The organism is Maricaulis sp. (genome assembly GCF_030149515.1).
Classification (GTDB): Bacteria; Pseudomonadota; Alphaproteobacteria; order Caulobacterales; family Maricaulaceae; genus Maricaulis.
Window position 1 is genome coordinate 1 of sequence record NZ_JASBRI010000028.1, and the last position, 18462, is coordinate 18462.

An 18462-nucleotide genomic window follows, 5' to 3' on the forward strand; every position below is an offset into this window, starting at 1 on the left:
AGCCCGTCCGTACCTGCCCGGTCTTGACCGCCCGGCGCGAGCCGGGACCAAATCTCCGTGTGCGGGACGCCGGACGGCGTCACACACAGCTACCAGCGACGACGCCCTAGGCGTCCCGCACCCCTCCCATACCGCCAGCGCGAAAGCGCGTGGCGCCGTCCGGGCTGCCCGCTCCGGAAAACCGGGGAGGTCAAAACGGGGTTCCGGCCGCCGGGCATTCACAGCTTGGGGCAATTCGGCTAGGTCTTGCGGCCATGCATCTGACACATCTCATCGTTGACGATTTTTTCTCCGAGCCGCACCGGGTGCGCGAGGCGGCGCTGTCGCTGGACTATCCGCCGCGGGCGGAGGGCGCGGCCTATCCGGGCCGCAATGCCCGCCATCCGCTGGTGCTGGAGGGGATCGAGCGCCTGATCGGCGATCTCGTGCACGAGCGTCTGGTTCCCGCCCGGAATTCCTCCCACAGCATTCCCCGGCTGGCGCTGGACGGGGCGGACCGCAAGGCCAGCGTCCATATCGACCGCAATCACTGGTCGGTGATGATCTATCTGACCCTGGACGAGCATTGCCGGGGCGGCACCCATTTCTTCCGGCACAGGAAGACGGGGCTGGACCGTGCCCCGCTGTTTCCCGGCGAGGCCGAGGCGGCCGGCTATCCCAATGCCGATGCGGCGGTCACCGACATCCTCGAGACCGGTGCGAACGACCGTTCGCAATGGGAAGAGACCATGATGATCCCGATGAAGTTCAACCGCATGGTGCTGTTCCGCGGCTATATCTGGCACGATGCCGGCGTGTCCTTCGGCACCGGGCCGGCAAACGGGCGGCTCATCCTGCCGCTCTTCTTCGAGAATGCCGCCGTTCGCTAGCCGGCCGGCGGCGCGGGTGCGACAAGAGAAAATGAGCCCGCCCCGGGCAAGTCGGGGCGGGCTCTTCCTGATCGCCGGCCTTGGGGGGAGGTTATTCGATCAGGAAGGCATGACCGCAGCTCGCGCCGCGGAGAAACAGGTCGGCTTCCGCCAGGTGCAGGCCCAGATCCCCGGCCAGGTTGTCGACTTCCCGGAGGATCGAACCGGTCAGCGGGCCCAGCGGCAGGGAGGTCCCCGCAAGTCCCGCATTGACACCGGCGCCGGACCGCAGCGTTTCCGGTTGGCCGCTGGCGATGTGCCGTTCGGTCATGGTGACCCGCCGGCGGTCGCCGGTGCCCAGATCGACCGAAAGGGCCTGCCCCAACGCTCCGCCGGTCTCCACCACCAGCCGCGCGGGACTGGTCGTGACGTCGAAATCGGCGCTGACACGTCCGCCGGGACCGCAGCTGACCCGTGTCAGTTCGGCTTCGGCCATGGCCGCTTCCAGCCGGATATTGATACGCGAAAGGCCGACGCCCAGCTGGGTGAGAAGGTCGAGCTGCCGCGTTTCCGCCCGGGCGCCGGGCCGGCTTGCGGCTTCGACGGGGGGCGATTGCGGGCGCTCGCCGATGGCCAGGCTGACCGCGGCGAAGTGTGCGTCCAGGTCGATGGCGACCTGGTGCTCGGAATTGGCGGCATAGGCCGTCGCTTCGATGATGTCGAGCGCGGAAACGTGCGCACCCAGCATGCCGTCCATAAGCGGTGCCGGGGCAATGGCCGAGGCTTCCAGAATGTCGCCGACGCGCACCGGCTTGCCGCGGCGCAGGGCCCGTTCGGCGATGCGGCCAAGAATGCCGGGTGCATCCCTGCCCGCCGCTGCGTGAACGGCCCGCAGGATGGATCGGGGCGGCACGTTTGCATCGAGAATCTCCTCATATGTGCCGGTGTGGATTCCGGTTTCTCCAGCCACCGCGTTAAGAAAGGCCAGGCTGTCGATGCGAATATCGGCAAGCGACCGGTAGTCCATGGCCGTAATGCGGCCGTCATGGCCGATGAGAGCGCCGAGTATCTCGCCGCTCGCGCCGCCTTCCAGGCGCGCCAGACGTGAACCGACCGCGAAGCTGGCGGTGTCGCGCCGGGCGGCCGCGGCCTCGGCCAGCAGGCCGGCGATGCGGAGTTGGCCCCAGTCGTCGGTGATCTGGGCATGCAGGTCGACGCGGACGGCATTGAAGGGCCGCGCGCCTGCCTCGAAACGCTGGTAGGGCGGCAGACCGGGATCCGGTATGTAGTGCCCGGGTGTCAGAATGGGCGCATAATGTTCTCGAACCAGGCCCTGATCCTCGATGATCTGCAGGGCGTAGGCGCTGGAATAATCCTGGTCGCGTACCGAGACGAGGGCAATCAGGTCGGCCAGGGCCTGCATGCGGCGGTCCTCCAGATACTGCAGGCCGTGGGTCAGGATGGCGGAGACCAGAACGGCAATGATGCCGATACTCATGGCGTATAGCGGCAGCACCGAGCCGCGCTCGTTTCGCAGGAAATCGCGCATCTCACCCCCCGCCATTGCGGATGATCTGGCGGTAGGTGTAGGGGCTTTCCGGCAGCGGAAGCAGACCCGCGAAGATGTAGGCCGGATGACCCTCTACCGAGTAGGTGATCACGACTTCGGTGAAGTATCCGTCGTCATTGATGTCCAACCGGGCCGCCGACGGGTCCAGGAGCGGGTAGGCCTCTATCTTGGCATTGAAGTGATCCCGCGCGAGGCGGGTCCGTTCGGCGTTGCCCAGCCCCGCGATCGTCGCCCTGCCGGTTTCCGCGGAGGCGGAGATCGTCCCGGCCGTCAATCGAAGCGTGTATGTGCGCAAAAGTCGCTGGAAGGCCTGATGAAATTCTGGCGCGATTTTCTCCGCCGGGCGGACTTCAATCCAGCGCTTCGGCCAGCGCGCCGGGCGTGCCGGCGATGTCGCGGACCCGGACAGGGCGGTTCAGAACATCGCCGAGTGCGGGCGGGAGTTCGACGCGGTGATCGAGCGCCGGTTCGACGATATCGGCGAACTTGCCGGGATGCGCGGTCGCCGCAGCGATCCAGCGACGTCCGGTCCGCATCCCGGTATCCAGTCGCGCATGGGCCTCCAGGGCCGTCGCGGTATGCGGGCAGGCCATATAGCCTGTGCGGTCGAACGTCCGGCGCAGGCGGGCGCGGATCGTCGCGTCGTCGACGCATTCGACTGCCGCGATTTCGGCATCGGGAAAGGCTGCCAGGCGTTCGAAATTGCTCGGCGCGCCGACATCCATCGCATTGGCGATCGTGGCAATCGAGGCGCGCGGCTCGTAGCGATGCGAGACGAACCAGCTGGAAAGCGTCGTATTGGCGTTGGTCGCCAGCACGATCGGACCGATGGGCAGGCCGCAGGCCCGGGCCAGAACGGCCGCAAAGGCATTGCCCAGATTGCCGGTGGGCACGACAAGGCCGGGTTTCTCGCCGGTTTCGGCATAGGCGTCGAGCGCAGCGCGGGACCAGTAGACCATTTGCGGCAGGAGCCGGCCGATGCTGATCGAATTGGCCGATGTCAGCGTGTGCCGGGCACTCAGTTGCCGATCGGAAAAGGCCGCCTTGACCATGGCCTGGCATGCATCGAAATCGCCGTCGACACGAAGGGCCTCGACCGGGGGGGCCCAGCAGCACAGCTGGTGTTCCTGGAAGGCGGAAATGCGGCCTTTGGGAAAGAGGATCACCGCGCGGGTGCCGGGAACCCCTTCGGCGGCACACCCGGCCGCGCCGCCCGTATCGCCCGAGGTGGCCACCAGAACCGTGACGGGATTGCCGGCGCTCTGGCCCAGGGCCGAAAAAGAGCGGAACAGGAAGCGGGCGCCGAAATCCTTGAAGGCGCCCGTGGGGCCATGAAACAGTTCGAGTATCTCAAGTCCCGGATCGCCGGGATCGGGACGTATCCGCGGGGCCGGGAAATTGAAGGCGTCGCGGCAAATCGGACCGATCTGGCCGGCCAGGGGCGAGCCGGCGAAGAAGGGCGCCAGAAGTCGTTCACCCAGATCGGCCAGTCCGCCTGTTCCATCGAAAGCGTCCGGGGCGAAGGCGGGCAGCGTGCCCGGCAGGTAGAGCCCGCCATCCGGCGCGGCGCCGGCGCGCAATGCGGTATCGGCCGTCACGCCGGGCGCCTGGCTGCGGGTCGAGATGTACAGCATGGGGTCGCTCATTCCAGGGGCTCCAGGCGCAGGCCGGCAGAGTCCAGGGGCGCATCGTAGACGGTGGCCGGACAGCCGGCCGCCTTGAAGGCGCCCGACATGGCCGATTCCACTGCCGGCAGGTCGCGTTCGCGGGCCCAGGCGAAAACCGAGGGGCCGGAGCCGGAAAAGGAACAGCCCAGGGCACCGGCGTTCAGCGCGGCAGTTTTGACCGCAGCCAGTTCGGGCAGAAGCGTGGCGCGCTGGGGTTCGATGAAGACGTCGTTCAGACCGCTGGCCACGAGGTCGACATCATTGGTCGCACAGCCGGCGACGAAGGCGGCCATGTTGCGGGAATGTTCGACTGCTATGTCCTTGGCGATCACCGGCGCGAGCAATTGGCGCGCGGACTGTGTCTCGATGGTGCGCCGGGGATGGAAAAGCAGGCAGGCGATGTCTGCGGGCAGGGGGAGTCGGCGGATCAGTGGCGGGTCGAGCCGGGCCGCCAGCACAAGACCGCCCATCAGGGCCGCCATTACATTGTCCCACGGCGGCGGGTCGGCGGAGACCCTTTCACCTTCCATGGCCAGAGGCAGCAGATCGGACAGCGAAAACGGGCTTTCCAGCACGGCATTGGCGGCACCGGCCGCGGCGACGGCCGACGCAGCTGACCCGCCCATGCCGGCGCTCATGGGGACGCCCTTGTGTACATCCACGCGCAGTCCGAACCGGGCGCCGGCGGCCTCGAGCACGGCCGACGCCGCGGCGAGGGCGCAATTCTGCCCGACGGTGCCGGGCAAGGTCTCGACCAGGCCGGACACGGTGCCCAGGCGCACACCCCGGGTCTCTTCAACCGTGACGCTGACCGTATCGCGCACGGCATCGAAGGCGAGGCCGAGCACGTCGAAGCCGACGCCCACATTCCCGATGCTGGCGGGTGCGCTGGCGCGGGCCGCCGTTCTTTTTGACTTCATGCCACCGATCCCGTCGATATTCGGCGGATATGGCTAAGCGGATTCTCCGGAACGGGCGATGTTTCAGCGTTTCCCGCCAGATAGGCGCGCTGAATGTCCATGATATCGGCGAAGACGGCCTCTGCGGTGGGCCAGCGGCCCGCGCCCTTGCCGTGCACGGCAATCGTCCGGTGCGGCAGACGCACAAGGAAGCCATTGCCCTCGTTCACCAGTCCCGCCAGGGGGTGAGCCGGGTCCAGCGCCTCGATATCGACACGTGCCTCGACCTGCCCCTCCGGGGACACGGTGCAGCGCGCGACCTGTTTGAAGACGAGGCCCTCCTCGTTGACGGCACGAATCCGATGGTGGTCGAGATCGTTCAGGCTCTCGCACGGGATCCTGTCGGGAGCCAGGGTCACGCCGAAGGCATGGCGGACGATGATGGCCAGCTTGTCGGCCGCATCCAGCCCGTCCACATCGGTGCTCGGGTCGGCCTCCGCGAATCCTAGGCGCTGGGCTTCGGCGATCGCGTCGGCCAGGCGCGCGCCGGCCCGCAATTGACCGAAGATGAAATTGCAGGTGCCGTTCATGACGCCTTCGACGGACAGGACGGTGTCATTGGCGGCCAGCAGGTCGATCAGTTCGAGTATCGGTACTCCGCCCCCGACCGCTGCCGAGTAGCGCAATTGCCGGCCCTGCTGGCGGGCGAGCTCCTGAAGGCGGTCGATATCCAGTGCCACCACGGCCTTGTTGGCAGAGACGAGGTGGCTTCCATCCCTGAGGACGCTTTGGCTCAGCGAGCGGGCAAATCCGGTACCGCCCATGGTTTCCACAACGATGTCGGGCGTGTTTGCCAGCGCATCGGCCGGGTCGTCGGTGAAGCTGAGCACGGTGTCGCCAACCGCCCTGGCGTGCTTGTCCGGGTCGCGGACCAGCACGGGGGCGAGTTCGAACCGGCCCGGATGCGCCAGAAGGTGCGAGCATACTCCGGCTCCCACGGCGCCATGCCCAAGGACGGCCACGCGCAGCCTGCCGGTATTGGGAACGGGCCCCGCGCGGCGTTTCACCGCGCCGATGCGCGTGGCGAATGGGCGGCCCAGGGCGGCCACTTCGATCACCACGCGATTGTCCCGGGCGCGGAAGATAGCCTTCTCCTGGACCAGGCCGCGGCTGACCTTGGCGGCCTCGTCATAGTCGAGCTGGTCAAGCCGTACGGCTTCGGGATTTCTGGCCGGGTCGTCGGTATACACACCGTCGACATCCTTGATCAGGCGTACCCGGTCGGCGCCGAGCCAATGGGCGAATTCCACTGCGGTTAGATCCGTGCCGCCCCGCCCGAGCGTGACGGGACCCTCGACCCCTTCACCGAAGAAACCCGGTGCCACGATCACATCGGCGGACTCGAAATGCGACAGGACACGGTCCGCATCGAGGCCGGTGAGATTGGCATCCAGGGGCTCGCCATCGGCCTTGAGACCCATTTCGTGGGGATCGAGAACGGCGGAGGGGATTCCGGAACGCTGCAGCGCCAGACCCATGAGCGCCGCCGACTTGATTTCCCCGCATCGCACCAGCCGCGCCATCAACCGGTCCGAGCAATTCTGGCCGACCGTATGACCGACACCGAACAGGGCGTCCGTCTCGCCCTGCAGTGCGGACACGACGGCAACGACTTTCTCGCCGCCGCGAGTATGGCGATAGATCTCGTGCGCGGCGCGGGCATAGTCGTCGGGCTTTTGCAGGACAGAACTGCCGAATTTGAGAACGCACAGCTTGAGCGGTTTTCGGGCTTCTAGGTCGAGGGGCATGGGTCCGGTGTCCTTTGGGTCTTTGCTGCGTGGTGAGGAAGTCTTGGTTTCGGGCATGAAAAAACCCGCTCGCCGGGCCGGGGAGCGGGTTCGGTGTGTTGCGGTCGTTTCGATCCGCTAGCGCACGCCGGCCGCCCCCCAGGTCCAGGAGGTGGTCGTAATCATGGTGGTGGTGGTACCGAGGCCGCCGTCAGTCGTGCAGCCAAGACCGGACAGACCGGTCGCGGTCTGGGTCTGAAGGCCTGCAATCATTGTCGCGTCGAGCGGCATGACGGATCCATCCATGAGGCAGCGGCGTGCTGCGTTTGCGAAGTCGTACAAAGAAAGGCGCATCTTCACGCCAACGTCAAACAGTTTTTTGCTCGCGAAGCCATTTCCGGTCCGCGGTGTGCACGATTTTGTCTCAAGGATTTCCCGGCAATTGTACCGGACGAAAGCGATCCTTGCGATTTGCCGTGTTGTGACGGACGATCTTCACCAGGATGGCGCAAAAGCGGGACAGGGGAGATTCTACATGCTCCGCAATATTCTGGCAGTGATCGCAGGCATCGTGGCCGGCGGCATCGGCGTCGGCGTATTCGAATGGCTGGGACATATGGCCTTCCCGCTGCAGCCGGCGCTGATGGCGCAGCTTTCCGACCCGGAAACCTTCCGGGAGGCCGCCGCGCAGGTGCCTGACATCAATCGCCTGGCGGTCGTGGCCGCATGGGCCCTGGGTGCCCTTGTTGCCGGTGCCGTGACCGCCTTCGTCGCGCGCCGGCGCCATACCGGCCTCGCCCTGATCGCCGGCGGCGGGCTCCTGTTCGCGGGATTGAGCAATCTGATCATGATCCCCAGCCCATTGTGGATGTGGGCGCTGGGGCTGGCCGTATTCATGCCCATGGCCTGGCTGGGCGCGCGCCTGGTTCCGCACCGCTAGACAGGAAAAAGCCCCGGCCGTTTCGGCCGGGGCCCGATCTTTGCCGCACGGGAGTGTGACTATTCCGCTGCGGTTTCCAGTGTCTTTTCACGCCGGGCGGCCTTGGGGGCGGCAGCGCGCACATACGTCGCCACGTGATCCTCGAACGTCTTGAAATTATCGAGGAACATGCCGACCAGCTTGGCGGCCTGCGCGTCGTAGGCGGCCTTGTCGGCCCAGGTCGAGCGCGGGTCGAGAATACCGTCGTCCACGCCGGGCATCGAAACAGGCACCATGAAGCCGAAATTCTCGTCCTCACGGAAACGGGCCGACTTCAGCGAGCCGTCCAGCGCCGCATTGAGCAGGGCGCGCGTGGCCTTGATCGGCATGCGCTGGCCGGTGCCGTAGGCGCCGCCGGTCCAGCCGGTGTTGACCAGCCAGCAATCGACATCGTGCTCGGCGATCAGTTCGCGCAGCAGCGCGCCGTATTCGGCCGGATGGCGCGGCATGAAGGGCGCGCCGAAACAGGCCGAGAACGTGGCCGAGGGTTCGGTCACACCCTTCTCCGTCCCCGCCACTTTCGCGGTATAGCCGGACAGGAAGTGATACATCGCCTGGGCCGGCGTCAGCTTGGCGATCGGCGGCATGATGCCGAAGGCGTCGCAGGTCAGCATGACCAGATTTTTCGGGTGTCCGCAGCGGCCGGTTTCCGAGGCGTTCGGGATGGCGTGCATCGGGTAGGCGCCGCGACTGTTCTCGGCCAGCGAGGCATCGTCGAGATCGAGCTGGCGGGTCTGCGGGTCCATGACCACGTTTTCCAGCACCGTGCCCCACATTTTCGTGGTGGCGTAGATTTCCGGCTCGGCCTCGGCCGACAGGCGAATCATCTTGGCGTAGCAGCCGCCCTCGAAATTGAAGAGCCCGTTTTCCGACCAGCCGTGTTCGTCGTCGCCGATCAGTGTACGCGAGGCGTCGGCCGACAGCGTCGTCTTGCCCGTGCCGGACAGGCCGAAGAAGATTGCTGCATCGTCTTTCTCGCCGACATTCACCGAACAGTGCATCGGCATGATCTTCTTGGCCGGCAGGAGGTAGTTTAGAATGGTGAAAACCGACTTCTTGGTCTCGCCCGCATAGGATGTGCCGCCGATGAGGACCAGCTTGCGCGAGAAGTCGACCGCGATCACGGTTTCCGACCGGCAGCCGTGGCGCGCCGGATCGGCCTTGAAACTGGGCAGGTTCACGATCGTGAATTCCGCTTCGAAACCCTCATATTCTTCGGCCGAGGGGATGCGCAGCAGATGCCGGATGAACAGGGAATGCCAGGCCAGCTCGTTGATCACGCGCACAGGCAGGCGATGATCGAGATCGGCACCGCCGAAGAGCTGCTGTACAAAGACTTCCTTGCCGGCCATGTGGGCCTGGAAATCCTGCCAGAGAGCGTCGAAGCTTTCCGGTGTGATGGACGCGTTGTTGTCCCACCAGACCTGGCTTTCGGTGTCCGCATCGCGAACCGTGAACTTGTCCTTGGCTGAACGGCCCGTATGGGCACCGGTCTTCACGACGAGCGGACCGCCCTGGGCAATCTCGCCTTCGCCCCGCCGAACGGCTTCCTCGTAAAGACGGGCTTCATTCCAGTTGAGATTCACGCGACCGGCACGAATACCCAAACTCGCCAACCCGCCGTCGCGAGTATCGCTATTGGACATGATTTTCGCTTCCCCCAGTGTGCTCCGGCACAAGGCCATGTTGAGCGACTCACCTGATTTTGCGCTGCGGGCATTGCGTCCGCCGCTTTTATCGCCCGGCCCCAGCAAGTGTCTTGCCAGCCGGGCCGAAAGCTTTTCGTATGTCGGCGGTAGCAGATCGGGTAGGGGCAGAAAAGCCCTTACGGCACGGCCGAAACCGAAAGTGAAGTTGGGGGAAGTTCATGTTATCGCGAACATATTTCGCCGGAATCGCAATTTTTGCTTTTCTTTGCAGCGACATCGCGCACGCCCGGGAAAACGGGCCGCCCCCCGGCCGGAATGCGCACTTCATGCAGCTCGCCCTCGACTGTGTTCAGCGCGAGTATCCGAACAAGATCGCGCACGTGCTTCAAACCGACTCGGATGCCCGGACCCCGCGTCAACTCTATCCGGCCTTCTACGGCTGCTATGACTGGCATTCATCCGTGCACGGCCACTGGTTGCTGGTGCGTCTCCTGCGCACCATGCCCGAAAGCGAGATGACGGCCGCCGCAACCGCGGCGCTCGACACCAATCTGACAGCGGACAATATCGCCGGCGAAATCGCCTATTTCGCCGGCGAGGGACGGGCGTCTTTCGAACGGCCCTACGGCCTGGCCTGGCTGCTGCAGCTCGGGCTGGAATTGCGCGAGTGGGACGATCCCCGTGCCGATCGCTGGGGCGCGGCCCTGGCGCCGCTGGAGACGGTCGTGGCGGATCGATACAAGGCCTGGCTGCCCAATCTGCTCTATCCGATCCGTATCGGCACACACAACCAGTCGGCCTTCGGCTTCGCCCTTGCGCTCGACTGGGCCCGAACGACCGGCGATGAAGAGCTGGAACGCCTGATCGTCGACAAGACGCTGGAATTCCACCATGGCGACCGCGAATGCCCGATCGGATACGAGCCTTCCGGCGAGGACTTTCTGTCACCCTGCCTGATGGAGGCAGACCTGATGCGCCGTGTGCTGGGACCGGAAGACTTTCCGGCCTGGCTGGGCGGGTTCCTCCCCGGCATTCCCACCGACGGGTCGGCGGACTGGCTGGAGCCCGGCCGCGTGGTCGATCCGGCAGACGGCAAGCTGGTTCATCTCGACGGGGTGAATCTCTCGCGGGCCTGGAATCTCGATGCGATCGCCCACGCCCTGCCCGAGGGCGACCCCCGTATTCCCGCCCTCGAGGCAAGCGCCCGTCTGCATGGCGAGGCGGGAATCGCATCGGTCACCGGTGACGACTATGCCGGCGGTCACTGGCTGGCCAGTTTTGCGACCTATTACACAACGAGCCGCGCCCTGGAGGCGCCTTCGGGAGATTAGGCCGTCAACTGGTGGGACAGTCCGTGGTCGGTTTCACAGGTTTTCCGGACTCGGTCGTGCCGGGCAGGGGGATGTGCTCGCTTTCGCCCGGCGGCAGAATGAAACGGCCCGCGGCCGGAAAGCCCGAATCGGCGGCACCCGTCCAGTCGCGCTTGGCGGTGTCGATCAGCGCCTTGTCCGAGGCCACGAAATTCCATTCGATCTCGCGCTCGCCCAGGGGGGCGCCGCCGGCGATCATGACCCGGCTGGGCAGCTGGGCGGCCAGTTCCGGCACGGTGTCCTCTTTCACAACCGCCATATCGCCCGGTTCCAGCGCCTGCCCGTCGACGGTGATGCCACCTTCCACGAGATAGACGGCGACTTCCTCATGGTCGAGATTGAGCGTGACCGAGGCGCCCGCGCGCAATTCGCCGTGCAGGTAGACGATGGGCGAAAACACCTCGACCGGCGAGGTATGCCCCCAGGCGTCGCCCAGGATAACCCGGAAATCGCCGCCGCCGCGCTCGAAACGGGGCAGGGTGTCGGCCGGGTGATGGTAGAAGGCCGGCGCCATGTCCTCGCGTTCGGCGGGCAGGGCGACCCAGGTCTGGATGCCGTAGATGCGGTGTCCGGCTGCGCGTTCCGGGTCCGGCGTGCGTTCGGAGTGCACCACGCCGTGCCCGGCCGTCATCCAGTTGACGTCGCCGGGGCGGATGGTCTGGTCGACACCCAGGCTGTCCTTGTGATGCAGGGCCCCGTCGAAGAGATAGGTCACCGTGGCCAGCCCTATATGGGGGTGGGGGCGTACATCGATACCCTTGCCCGGTGCGAACTCGGCCGGACCCATCTGGTCGAAGAAGATGAAGGGACCCACCATGCGCCGCTTGGCGTAGGGCAGGACGCGCCGCACCTCGAACCCGCCGAGGTCCCGCGTCCGACCGGAAAAGACCGCCTCGATCTTGCTGTCCATGGCATCGCTCCCATCTATTGGCTTCATGCTGCGGATTACACCGGCGTCACTTGTGCCCGGCTTCCAGCACCGCATAGTGATGCTTTGAAATGTGTGGGGAGGTTCCAATGAAAGCAATCGTCGCGCTGGGAATGACCGTTTTTCTGTCTGCGGAAGCAATCGGCCAGGAGCGGTACGAGATACCGGACGAAGCGGCCGATACGGCGCGCCAGCTGGTGGACACCGCACTGGACAGCGATCTGGCCTACGAGATCGTGGAATCCCTGACGACCGAGGTCGGTCCCCGTCTGGCCGGTTCGGAGGCTGAGGCCCGGGCCCGTGTCTGGGGCCGCGAACTGGGCGAGGCACTCGGCTTCGACCGGGTTGTGGTGGAAGATTTCACCATGCCGTTCTGGGATCGCGGCGAGATGACGATCACCATGACGGCACCTTACGAGCAGGCGCTCTACGGCACCGCGCTGGGCGGATCGGGCACAGGCGAGTTCGAGTCGGAGATCGTCTATTTCCGCACCGTCGAAGACCTGATGGAAGCGGCGGACGGTTCCCTGGAAGGCCGGATCGCCTTCATCGACGGCGAGATCATGGTGGCCAGCCAGACCGGTGCGGGCTATGGCCCCGCCAATCAGCGCCGCCGGATCGGCTGGCAGCATGCCGAACGGGCCGGCGCCGAAGCGCTGGTCGTCCGCTCGGTCGGTTCCGACAGCCACCGCTTCCCGCACACCGGCATGATGAGTTCGCTGGACGGCGAATGGGCCGATATCCCCGTCATTGCCGTCTCCAATCCCGACGCCGACCATCTGCGCCGGCTCCACAATGGTGGCGAGACGATCGCCATGCGCATCAATTCGACCGCCGGCTGGCACGGCGACGTGACCAGCGGCAATGTCGTGCTGGACCTGGTGGGCCGGGAAAACCCCGAGGAGATCGTCCTGATCGGCGGCCATCTGGACAGCTGGGATCTGGGAACCGGCGCTGTCGATGACGGAGCCGGTGTTGCGATCACCGTCGCTGCGGCACAGCTGATCGCCCAGCTCCCCGAACGTCCGCGCCGTACGATCCGCGTGGTGATGTTCGGAGCCGAGGAAGTCGGCCTGCTCGGCGCGCGCGCCTATGCGCAGCAGCATGCCGCCGAGATTGCCGACCATGTTCTGGCCACCGAGTCCGATTTCGGGGCCCGCTCGATCTGGCAACTCGTGTCGAATGTATCCGAGGCGGGCACGCCGGCGATTGACGAGATCGGCCGCATTATCGCTCCGCTGGGGATTATCCGTGGCGGATCCGATGTGCCTGGCGGAGGTCCGGACATTATTCCCCTGGCCATGCAGGGGGTGCCGACCGTTCGCCTGAACCAGAACGGGTCGGACTATTTCGACCTGCACCACACGCCGGACGACACGCTCGACAAGATCGATCCGGACGAGCTGGCCCAGAATGTGGCGGCCTATGCCGCGCTGGTCTACCTCGCTGCCGAGCTCGATGTGGATTTCCGGGAGTCCACGGGCGATACGGCCAGCCAATAGGTGCCAGCGGTTCCGGATTTCTGAAACTCGAGGCGGGTCACCTTTGGTGGCCCGCCTCTTCTGATTGTGCGGAATTTGCCCGGTTTTCGGCGGGAGCCGGATACAGTCCGTCCCGGTCTGGCCGGATTCAATGACGACGAACTAACCGTTCTCGCGCCTGCGTGAGGGGGCTCCACGTCCTTGGTCGGGTGATTGAGCCGCCGCGATAGCCACTCCAGAACACCGCCATCCACAGCGCATGTCTCCCGGGCGGGCAGCGCGCTGTCCGGGACCTCCTGACCGAAGACCGGTGCGAAGCGCTCGCGCAGGCGATCCCGGCCCGGCCGGGCCGGCGCCGGACGCTAGCTGCCCACGATGCCGTATTCCCCGCCGCGCTCCAGCGCGCGCGCATAGGCGGGCCGGGCGTGGATGCGATCGAGCCAGGCGCGGATATTGGGGAATTCCCGTCCGATTCCGGCCCGGGCTGCCGCCGCTTCCAACGGAAAGCTCATCTGGATGTCCGCAGCCGTGAAGGCGTCGCCGGCAAACCAGTCGCGCTGGCCCAGTTCACGCTCGATATAACCGTAGACATTGGCGATCTCCGGATCGGTGAAGCCGTCGCGCAGGCGTTTGGCGATCGACCGGGCAACAGGTTTGACGAAGAAGGGCATCTTGGCCTGCTCGATCCGGCCGACCACCAGGCGAACCAGGAGCGGCGGCATCGCGGAGCCTTCTGCAAAATGCAGCCAGTAGACATAACGGCGGTGAGCCTCGCTGCCCGGCTCAGGCTTCATCGACGGATCGTGCGTGTCGACAAGATACTCCACGATGGCGCCGGATTCCGCGACAGTGACATCACCCTCGGTAATCACCGGCGATTTGCCAAGCGGATGTACGGCCTTCAGCGAGGCGGGGGCCCGCATGGTTGCCGGATCGCGCATGTATTTCTCGATCTCGTATTCCAGACCGATTTCCTCGAGCAGCCAGAGGACGCGCTGGGAACGGGAATTATTGAGGTGGTGCAGAGTGATCATGAAGGTTTTCCGGCTGGAGCGTGAATTTTGCCGGAAAGATAGAGCAGATCGCCGTCAGGGCAATGCGTGCCTATTCCATCATGGCATCGACATCATCACCTGCGGGGGCGGCCCATCCCCGCAATTCCAGCCCCAGGCCGAGACCCGCGTGATGCAGGCGATGTTGGAGTTCCTCGGCGAGGGCGCGGTCGCCGCCGGCAAGGTCGACAACCGTGAACAGGCTCAACCGGGCGACGTGGCCGACATGCGTGTGGCCGTGATCGGCCAGGGCAAAGGCCAGCTCCTCCAGATGGGGCTGGCGGACGCAGAAGGTGAGAATGTCCTTGTCGGCGATCCGCCAGGCCTCGCGGTTCGGGCCGAAGACCTTGTCGGCATCCTGATAAAGGGCCGGTGCCGGCATTGCGCTCCCCATCTATTGCGTTCCGAAGAAAGTCGAACACAATATATTGTGTAAGGCGTCGCTCTGGCCGCAAATGTATATCGTATGCGCCAATGCCTGAAATTGTGGAAAACCGGATTCGGTCTCCGGATCAGATATCCATCCAGTAGGCGCGGACGCCCAGCCGGTCGAAAACTGCGTTCCAGTAGTCCTGCAACACACCGCGCTGATCGCTTTCCCAGCTTTGACGGGGTATCAGCCGGATCTCCAGTTCGACGCCGCGCAGGCTGTCGCCATAGGTTTCCCGGATCGCGGCGGCGACCGATTGAACCGGTGGTACACGGTCCTCGAATGAGCCACGGCCGCGGCCATAGACGGTGAAGACGTCCGAATTCTGGAGCATGTCGGAGACCAGCACGATGCGGCGGCCGGGAACCGTCCGGTCGAAAGTCGGGTCGAGGCCGAGCCGGGCCAGCGCTTCGATGATCGGGCTGGAAGGTGCATCCTTGGGCGTCACCAGATCTGCCAGGGCCCTGTCGAGCGGTTCGGCGAAGAGGGCTTCGTAGCGGGCCTGGACGCGCTCGGGATTGCGATAAAGCGGATTGACCTGTTCGCCTGCGCCCGGATTGCACAGCGAGAAGCGGTTGGTGTTGCGCAGTTCACCGCTTTCATTGAGCTCATAGAGCGAAAACCGTTCGCCCACGGCCAGCGCATCGCGCTCGTCCAGGATCAGATCGGCGATGGCCTCTGCCTGGGTTGTGGCATAGAGATCGGTCTTGTCGATGACCACCACCCGGTGCGGCGGGGTTGCGTCGGCAAGACACAAGGTCTGGCTGTCATACTCGGCCGGTTTGAGAACAAAGGCCGCATAGCTGATGGCGCCCAGCACGGCAGCGATGATCAATAGATTGAAAAGCCCGATGGCGTCGCGTCCGGACATGCCCCCTCCGTCGCTGGCGTCCCCCGCCGATGCCCCTTGCGGACACCGGACGGGGCGACCTTAGCGCTGGCTGCCCGGACCGGCCAGATCCTGACAGATCTCATCGAGCAGATTCTTGGCCTCGACCAATTCTTCAAGCTCCGGCTGGGAGAGTTTCTTGGCGTCTTTCCAGCCGGCTTCCAGAGCCTTTTCGAGCTCGCGGGAGGCATCCTCCAGGCGGCGGGTCACTCCGCCATAGCCCGGGATGGCGTCGTCGAAGGTCCGGCCCTTGTAGGCTGCAATGACCGCGAAGGTCGAGCCGAGTACGAAGAGCAGCAGGGCCTCCAGCGTCTGGATGCCGAAAGGATTGGTGCGCGCCTCGCTGACCGGAGTCAGCACGGTTCCGGTTGTCTCGGCGCCGCCGAGAGCCAGCGTGGCGGCATTCAGCTCCAGCAGGTCGCGGAAGTGCGACGCCGTCAGGTTGAGCATCAGCAGGGCTGCGACCGCCAGCCCGACGCCGGCAGCAGCAATGCCCGAGATGATCGGCTTGTTGCGGTTCGACATGTGGCGCAGACCGATGAAGCCAACCAGGAAGAAGGCCGCAATGACATTGGTGAAGGAGACCGTGATCGCCTGCAGCCAGCCGCCCAGCAGACCCAGATCGGATCCTTTGGAAAAGAAGTAGGCGTTGGCCAGGCCTTCGAAGAGCACCAGGGTCGCCAGGACGGAGAAATGCAGGATGTGGGATCTGGGATAGATGGCCGCGCGGTCGATCGGCTTGACCGCCGGCTTGTCGGTGCCCGCCACATCTTCGACCGCACCACCCCAGGTGCGGCGGAATTTCAACAGGTCGGCCTGGCGCGCCTTCGCGATGGCACGGGCTCGCGACAACGCGATCATGGCACCGGGCGCGCGCGTGTCGCGGAATTCGGCGATGTCCGGGCGCAGTTCAACGACGTCGTCGGCGAATTCGCGCCGGTCCAGAACAGTTTGATCCAAGGGCATGGCCTCTCCCCCCGCATTGACTTGCCCGCAAGGGCACTGACAACAGGGTTAACGGGGAATTGTGAACCGAAATGGGGCGGAATGGGGCAATTTGTGGGTGAAACCCGATGTTGGGGTTCGCCTCTCTATTGAACTTCCCGCGCGACCGCCGCAGTTTCTTCCCCGCAAGACACGAGGAGGGGAGAGGGATGACAAGACACATCAAGTCGCGCCGGGATCTGCTCAAGGGCGGCGCGGTTGTTGCCGTGGCGGCCGGAACCGGCGGAACAGCACTTGCGCAACCGGACGAAACGGCGGCGAGGACGGCGGAGACCGGCACGCAACCGGTCACAACCGAAACGCTGCGCTGCGCCGAGGCGTTGTTCGACGTCCGCTATACCGATGCCGAGCGTGAACAGGCCGTCGCTGAAATCGACGACTGGATTGCCCGGATGACGCGCCAGCGGATGCTGGACAAGCCGAACACGCTGGCCCCGGCCAGCGTGTTCGATCCGCGCCTGCCTGGCGTGACCTATCGCGAACAGGGCGGCGGGGTCACCGTGTCCGGCCAGAGTGCCGGCCCGTTGCCGGGCGATGATAGCGTCATCGCATTCGCGCCTGTCTGGAGGCAGTCCGTCTGGATCGCCACCGGTGCCATCACGTCGCGGCGACTGACCGATATCTATCTCGATCGTATCGCTCGCCATGCCAGTCGTCTGGAGTGCTTCGTCACGGTCACGCCCGAAATCGCCCGGGCGGAGGCCGATGCCTGCGACCGCGATCTGGCCGCCGGCCGCTATCGCGGGCCGCTGCACGGCATTCCCTACGGCATGAAGGATATCATCGACGTGGCCGGTGTCGCCGCGACCTGGGGGGCTACGCCCTATCGCGACCGTGTGGCCGAGACCGATGCACGCGTCACCGAAATGCTGCGCGAGGCAGGTGCGGTCCTGCTGGGCAAGACCACGAATGGCGCCATCGCCTATGGCGACCGCTGGTTCGACGGGATTACACGAAATCCCTGGAATCCGGAGGAAGGCTCCTCGGGATCCAGTGCCGGATCGGCCTCGGCCACGGCCGCGGGCCTGGTCGGTTTCGGGATCGGGACCGAGACGCTGGGGTCGATCGTGTCGCCGTCGAACCGTTGCGGCACGACCGGATTGCGGCCGACCTTCGGCCGCGTGCCGCGGACCGGGGCGATGGCGTTGTGCTGGACACTCGACAAGATCGGTCCGATCACCCGGGCGGTCGAGGATACGGCCTTCGTGCTGGATGCGATCAATGGCCACGACCCCGCCGATCCCAGCTCGCTCGATATGGGGTTTGAAGCCAATGCCGGTGCCGATGTGCGCGGCATGCGCGTGGGCTATGACCCTGCCTGGTTCAACAATGGTACGGATGCCGACCGGGCCGCGCTGGATGCAGCGCGGGCGGCTGGTGTGGAACTGGTCGAGATATCGTTGCCGGATCGCCCCTACGACGCCCTGTTTGCAGCCGTGGAGGCCGAGTCGGCTGCGGCTTTCGAACACCTCACCCTCACCGATGCTGATGACACACTGGTCTGGCAGGACAACGCGGCCTGGCCGAATACCTGGCGCCGCGCCCGCTTCATTTCAGCGGTGGACCTGATCAATATCGACCGGTTCCGCCGGCAGGTGATGCAGGAAATGGCCGGCCTGTTTGACGGGCTCGATGCGATCATCGGGCCGAATTTCGCGGGAGCCATGCTGGTGATTACCAATTTCACCGGACATCCGCAGCTGGCGTTCCGCTCCGGTTTCTCCGAACAGCCGTCGCGAACCATCTTCGGGCAGGCCCGCGAGAATGGCGAGGCGCCCCGCTTCCGGGTCCCGCAGACGACCAGCTTGTGGGCGCCGCTCTTTGAGGAGGGCAAGCTCGTTGCTCTCGGACGGGAGATCGAACGCCGCCTGGGCATCGCCGACGAACGGCCGTCCGGTTTCGCATAGG

General features: G+C 65.4%; 17 protein-coding genes. 5 read left to right on the forward strand and 12 right to left on the reverse strand.

The window, feature by feature from the left end:
- The first annotated feature begins 254 nt into the window (after positions 1-254).
- A complete protein-coding gene (locus tag Q1U94_RS12700; RefSeq protein ID WP_300545281.1) occupies positions 255-869 on the forward strand; it encodes a DUF6445 family protein in 615 nt (204 codons plus the stop codon).
- Positions 870-960: 91 nt separating this feature from the next.
- On the opposite strand, the gene Q1U94_RS12705 is transcribed toward Q1U94_RS12700, so the two are convergent.
- The 6 genes from Q1U94_RS12705 to Q1U94_RS12730 all read right to left on the reverse strand — a co-directional run bounded on the left by Q1U94_RS12705 (position 961) and on the right by Q1U94_RS12730 (position 7077).
- Complete coding sequence (locus tag Q1U94_RS12705; RefSeq protein WP_300545283.1) at positions 961-2397, reverse strand: hypothetical protein; 1437 nt, start codon at positions 2395-2397, stop codon at positions 961-963.
- A 1-nt stretch (position 2398) separates the two neighbouring features.
- The gene (locus tag Q1U94_RS12710; protein WP_300545285.1) at positions 2399-2713 is read right to left on the reverse strand and encodes a hypothetical protein; all 315 of its coding nucleotides are present in this window, start codon (positions 2711-2713) and stop codon (positions 2399-2401) included.
- Positions 2714-2768: 55 nt separating this feature from the next.
- Positions 2769-4064, reverse strand: a complete 1296-nt coding sequence (gene thrC, locus Q1U94_RS12715) for a threonine synthase (protein WP_300545287.1) — start codon at positions 4062-4064, stop codon at positions 2769-2771.
- A complete protein-coding gene (locus Q1U94_RS12720) occupies positions 4061-5005 on the reverse strand; it encodes a homoserine kinase (protein WP_300545289.1) in 945 nt (314 codons plus the stop codon). Before Q1U94_RS12720 ends, thrC begins: the two co-directional genes overlap by 4 nt.
- A complete protein-coding gene (locus tag Q1U94_RS12725) occupies positions 5002-6792 on the reverse strand; it encodes a homoserine dehydrogenase (RefSeq protein ID WP_300545291.1) in 1791 nt (596 codons plus the stop codon). Before Q1U94_RS12725 ends, Q1U94_RS12720 begins: the two co-directional genes overlap by 4 nt.
- A gap of 117 nt (positions 6793-6909) precedes the next feature.
- Positions 6910-7077 carry a hypothetical protein gene (locus Q1U94_RS12730; RefSeq protein WP_300545293.1) on the reverse strand — a complete coding sequence of 56 codons (168 nt, stop codon included), beginning with the start codon at positions 7075-7077 and terminating at the stop codon, positions 6910-6912.
- 229 nt (positions 7078-7306) lie between these two features.
- Between Q1U94_RS12730 and Q1U94_RS12735 the strand changes: the two genes are divergently transcribed.
- Entirely contained in the window at positions 7307-7711 is a 405-nt protein-coding gene (locus Q1U94_RS12735; RefSeq protein ID WP_300545296.1) for a hypothetical protein, read from the forward strand.
- A 59-nt stretch (positions 7712-7770) separates the two neighbouring features.
- Here the strand turns inward: Q1U94_RS12735 and Q1U94_RS12740 are convergent, their stop codons facing one another.
- Complete coding sequence (locus Q1U94_RS12740; RefSeq protein WP_300545298.1) at positions 7771-9396, reverse strand: phosphoenolpyruvate carboxykinase; 1626 nt, start codon at positions 9394-9396, stop codon at positions 7771-7773.
- 329 nt (positions 9397-9725) lie between these two features.
- On the opposite strand from Q1U94_RS12740, the gene Q1U94_RS12745 reads away from it, so the two are divergent.
- The gene (locus Q1U94_RS12745; protein ID WP_300545300.1) at positions 9726-10730 is read left to right on the forward strand and encodes a DUF2891 domain-containing protein; all 1005 of its coding nucleotides are present in this window, start codon (positions 9726-9728) and stop codon (positions 10728-10730) included.
- A gap of 4 nt (positions 10731-10734) precedes the next feature.
- Here Q1U94_RS12745 and Q1U94_RS12750 read toward each other — a convergent pair whose 3' ends face one another.
- Positions 10735-11679, reverse strand: coding sequence for a pirin family protein (locus tag Q1U94_RS12750; protein WP_300545302.1), 945 nt, complete (start codon positions 11677-11679; stop codon positions 10735-10737).
- A gap of 107 nt (positions 11680-11786) precedes the next feature.
- Between Q1U94_RS12750 and Q1U94_RS12755 the strand changes: the two genes are divergently transcribed.
- Positions 11787-13199 (forward strand): M20/M25/M40 family metallo-hydrolase, encoded by a 1413-nt coding sequence (locus tag Q1U94_RS12755; protein ID WP_300545304.1) that lies wholly within the window; start codon positions 11787-11789, stop codon positions 13197-13199.
- Between the two features lie 341 nt (positions 13200-13540).
- Here Q1U94_RS12755 and Q1U94_RS12760 read toward each other — a convergent pair whose 3' ends face one another.
- From Q1U94_RS12760 to Q1U94_RS12775, 4 genes are all read right to left on the reverse strand, one after another.
- The gene (locus tag Q1U94_RS12760; protein ID WP_300545306.1) at positions 13541-14212 is read right to left on the reverse strand and encodes a glutathione S-transferase; all 672 of its coding nucleotides are present in this window, start codon (positions 14210-14212) and stop codon (positions 13541-13543) included.
- 70 nt (positions 14213-14282) lie between these two features.
- Complete coding sequence (locus Q1U94_RS12765) at positions 14283-14612, reverse strand: hypothetical protein (RefSeq protein ID WP_300545308.1); 330 nt, start codon at positions 14610-14612, stop codon at positions 14283-14285.
- A gap of 130 nt (positions 14613-14742) precedes the next feature.
- Positions 14743-15531 carry a hypothetical protein gene (locus Q1U94_RS12770; protein WP_300545310.1) on the reverse strand — a complete coding sequence of 263 codons (789 nt, stop codon included), beginning with the start codon at positions 15529-15531 and terminating at the stop codon, positions 14743-14745.
- Positions 15532-15591: 60 nt separating this feature from the next.
- Positions 15592-16515 carry a hypothetical protein gene (locus Q1U94_RS12775; RefSeq protein ID WP_300545314.1) on the reverse strand — a complete coding sequence of 308 codons (924 nt, stop codon included), beginning with the start codon at positions 16513-16515 and terminating at the stop codon, positions 15592-15594.
- A gap of 188 nt (positions 16516-16703) precedes the next feature.
- On the opposite strand from Q1U94_RS12775, the gene Q1U94_RS12780 reads away from it, so the two are divergent.
- On the forward strand, positions 16704-18461 hold the full coding sequence (locus Q1U94_RS12780; protein ID WP_300545316.1) for an amidase: 1758 nt from the start codon (positions 16704-16706) through the stop codon (positions 18459-18461).
- Position 18462 lies beyond the last annotated feature (1 nt).

Excerpts from the sequence above, each read along its gene's own strand:
- Q1U94_RS12760 (WP_300545306.1), bottom strand. The coding sequence starts at position 14,212 with ATGATCACTCTGCACCACCTCAATAATTCCCGTTCCCAGCGCGTCCTC.
- Q1U94_RS12700 (WP_300545281.1), top strand. The coding sequence starts at position 255 with ATGCATCTGACACATCTCATCGTTGACGATTTTTTCTCCGAGCCGCAC.
- Q1U94_RS12705 (WP_300545283.1), bottom strand. The coding sequence starts at position 2,397 with ATGCGCGATTTCCTGCGAAACGAGCGCGGCTCGGTGCTGCCGCTATAC.
- Q1U94_RS12735 (WP_300545296.1), top strand. The coding sequence starts at position 7,307 with ATGCTCCGCAATATTCTGGCAGTGATCGCAGGCATCGTGGCCGGCGGC.
- Q1U94_RS12750 (WP_300545302.1), bottom strand. The coding sequence starts at position 11,679 with ATGGACAGCAAGATCGAGGCGGTCTTTTCCGGTCGGACGCGGGACCTC.
- Q1U94_RS12745 (WP_300545300.1), top strand. The coding sequence starts at position 9,726 with ATGCAGCTCGCCCTCGACTGTGTTCAGCGCGAGTATCCGAACAAGATC.
- Q1U94_RS12765 (WP_300545308.1), bottom strand. The coding sequence starts at position 14,612 with ATGCCGGCACCGGCCCTTTATCAGGATGCCGACAAGGTCTTCGGCCCG.
- Q1U94_RS12755 (WP_300545304.1), top strand. The coding sequence starts at position 11,787 with ATGAAAGCAATCGTCGCGCTGGGAATGACCGTTTTTCTGTCTGCGGAA.
- thrC (WP_300545287.1), bottom strand. The coding sequence starts at position 4,064 with ATGAGCGACCCCATGCTGTACATCTCGACCCGCAGCCAGGCGCCCGGC.
- Q1U94_RS12725 (WP_300545291.1), bottom strand. The coding sequence starts at position 6,792 with ATGCCCCTCGACCTAGAAGCCCGAAAACCGCTCAAGCTGTGCGTTCTC.
- Q1U94_RS12730 (WP_300545293.1), bottom strand. The coding sequence starts at position 7,077 with ATGGATGGATCCGTCATGCCGCTCGACGCGACAATGATTGCAGGCCTT.
- Q1U94_RS12720 (WP_300545289.1), bottom strand. The coding sequence starts at position 5,005 with ATGAAGTCAAAAAGAACGGCGGCCCGCGCCAGCGCACCCGCCAGCATC.
- Q1U94_RS12740 (WP_300545298.1), bottom strand. The coding sequence starts at position 9,396 with ATGTCCAATAGCGATACTCGCGACGGCGGGTTGGCGAGTTTGGGTATT.
- Q1U94_RS12770 (WP_300545310.1), bottom strand. The coding sequence starts at position 15,531 with ATGTCCGGACGCGACGCCATCGGGCTTTTCAATCTATTGATCATCGCT.
- Q1U94_RS12775 (WP_300545314.1), bottom strand. The coding sequence starts at position 16,515 with ATGCCCTTGGATCAAACTGTTCTGGACCGGCGCGAATTCGCCGACGAC.
- Q1U94_RS12780 (WP_300545316.1), top strand. The coding sequence starts at position 16,704 with ATGACAAGACACATCAAGTCGCGCCGGGATCTGCTCAAGGGCGGCGCG.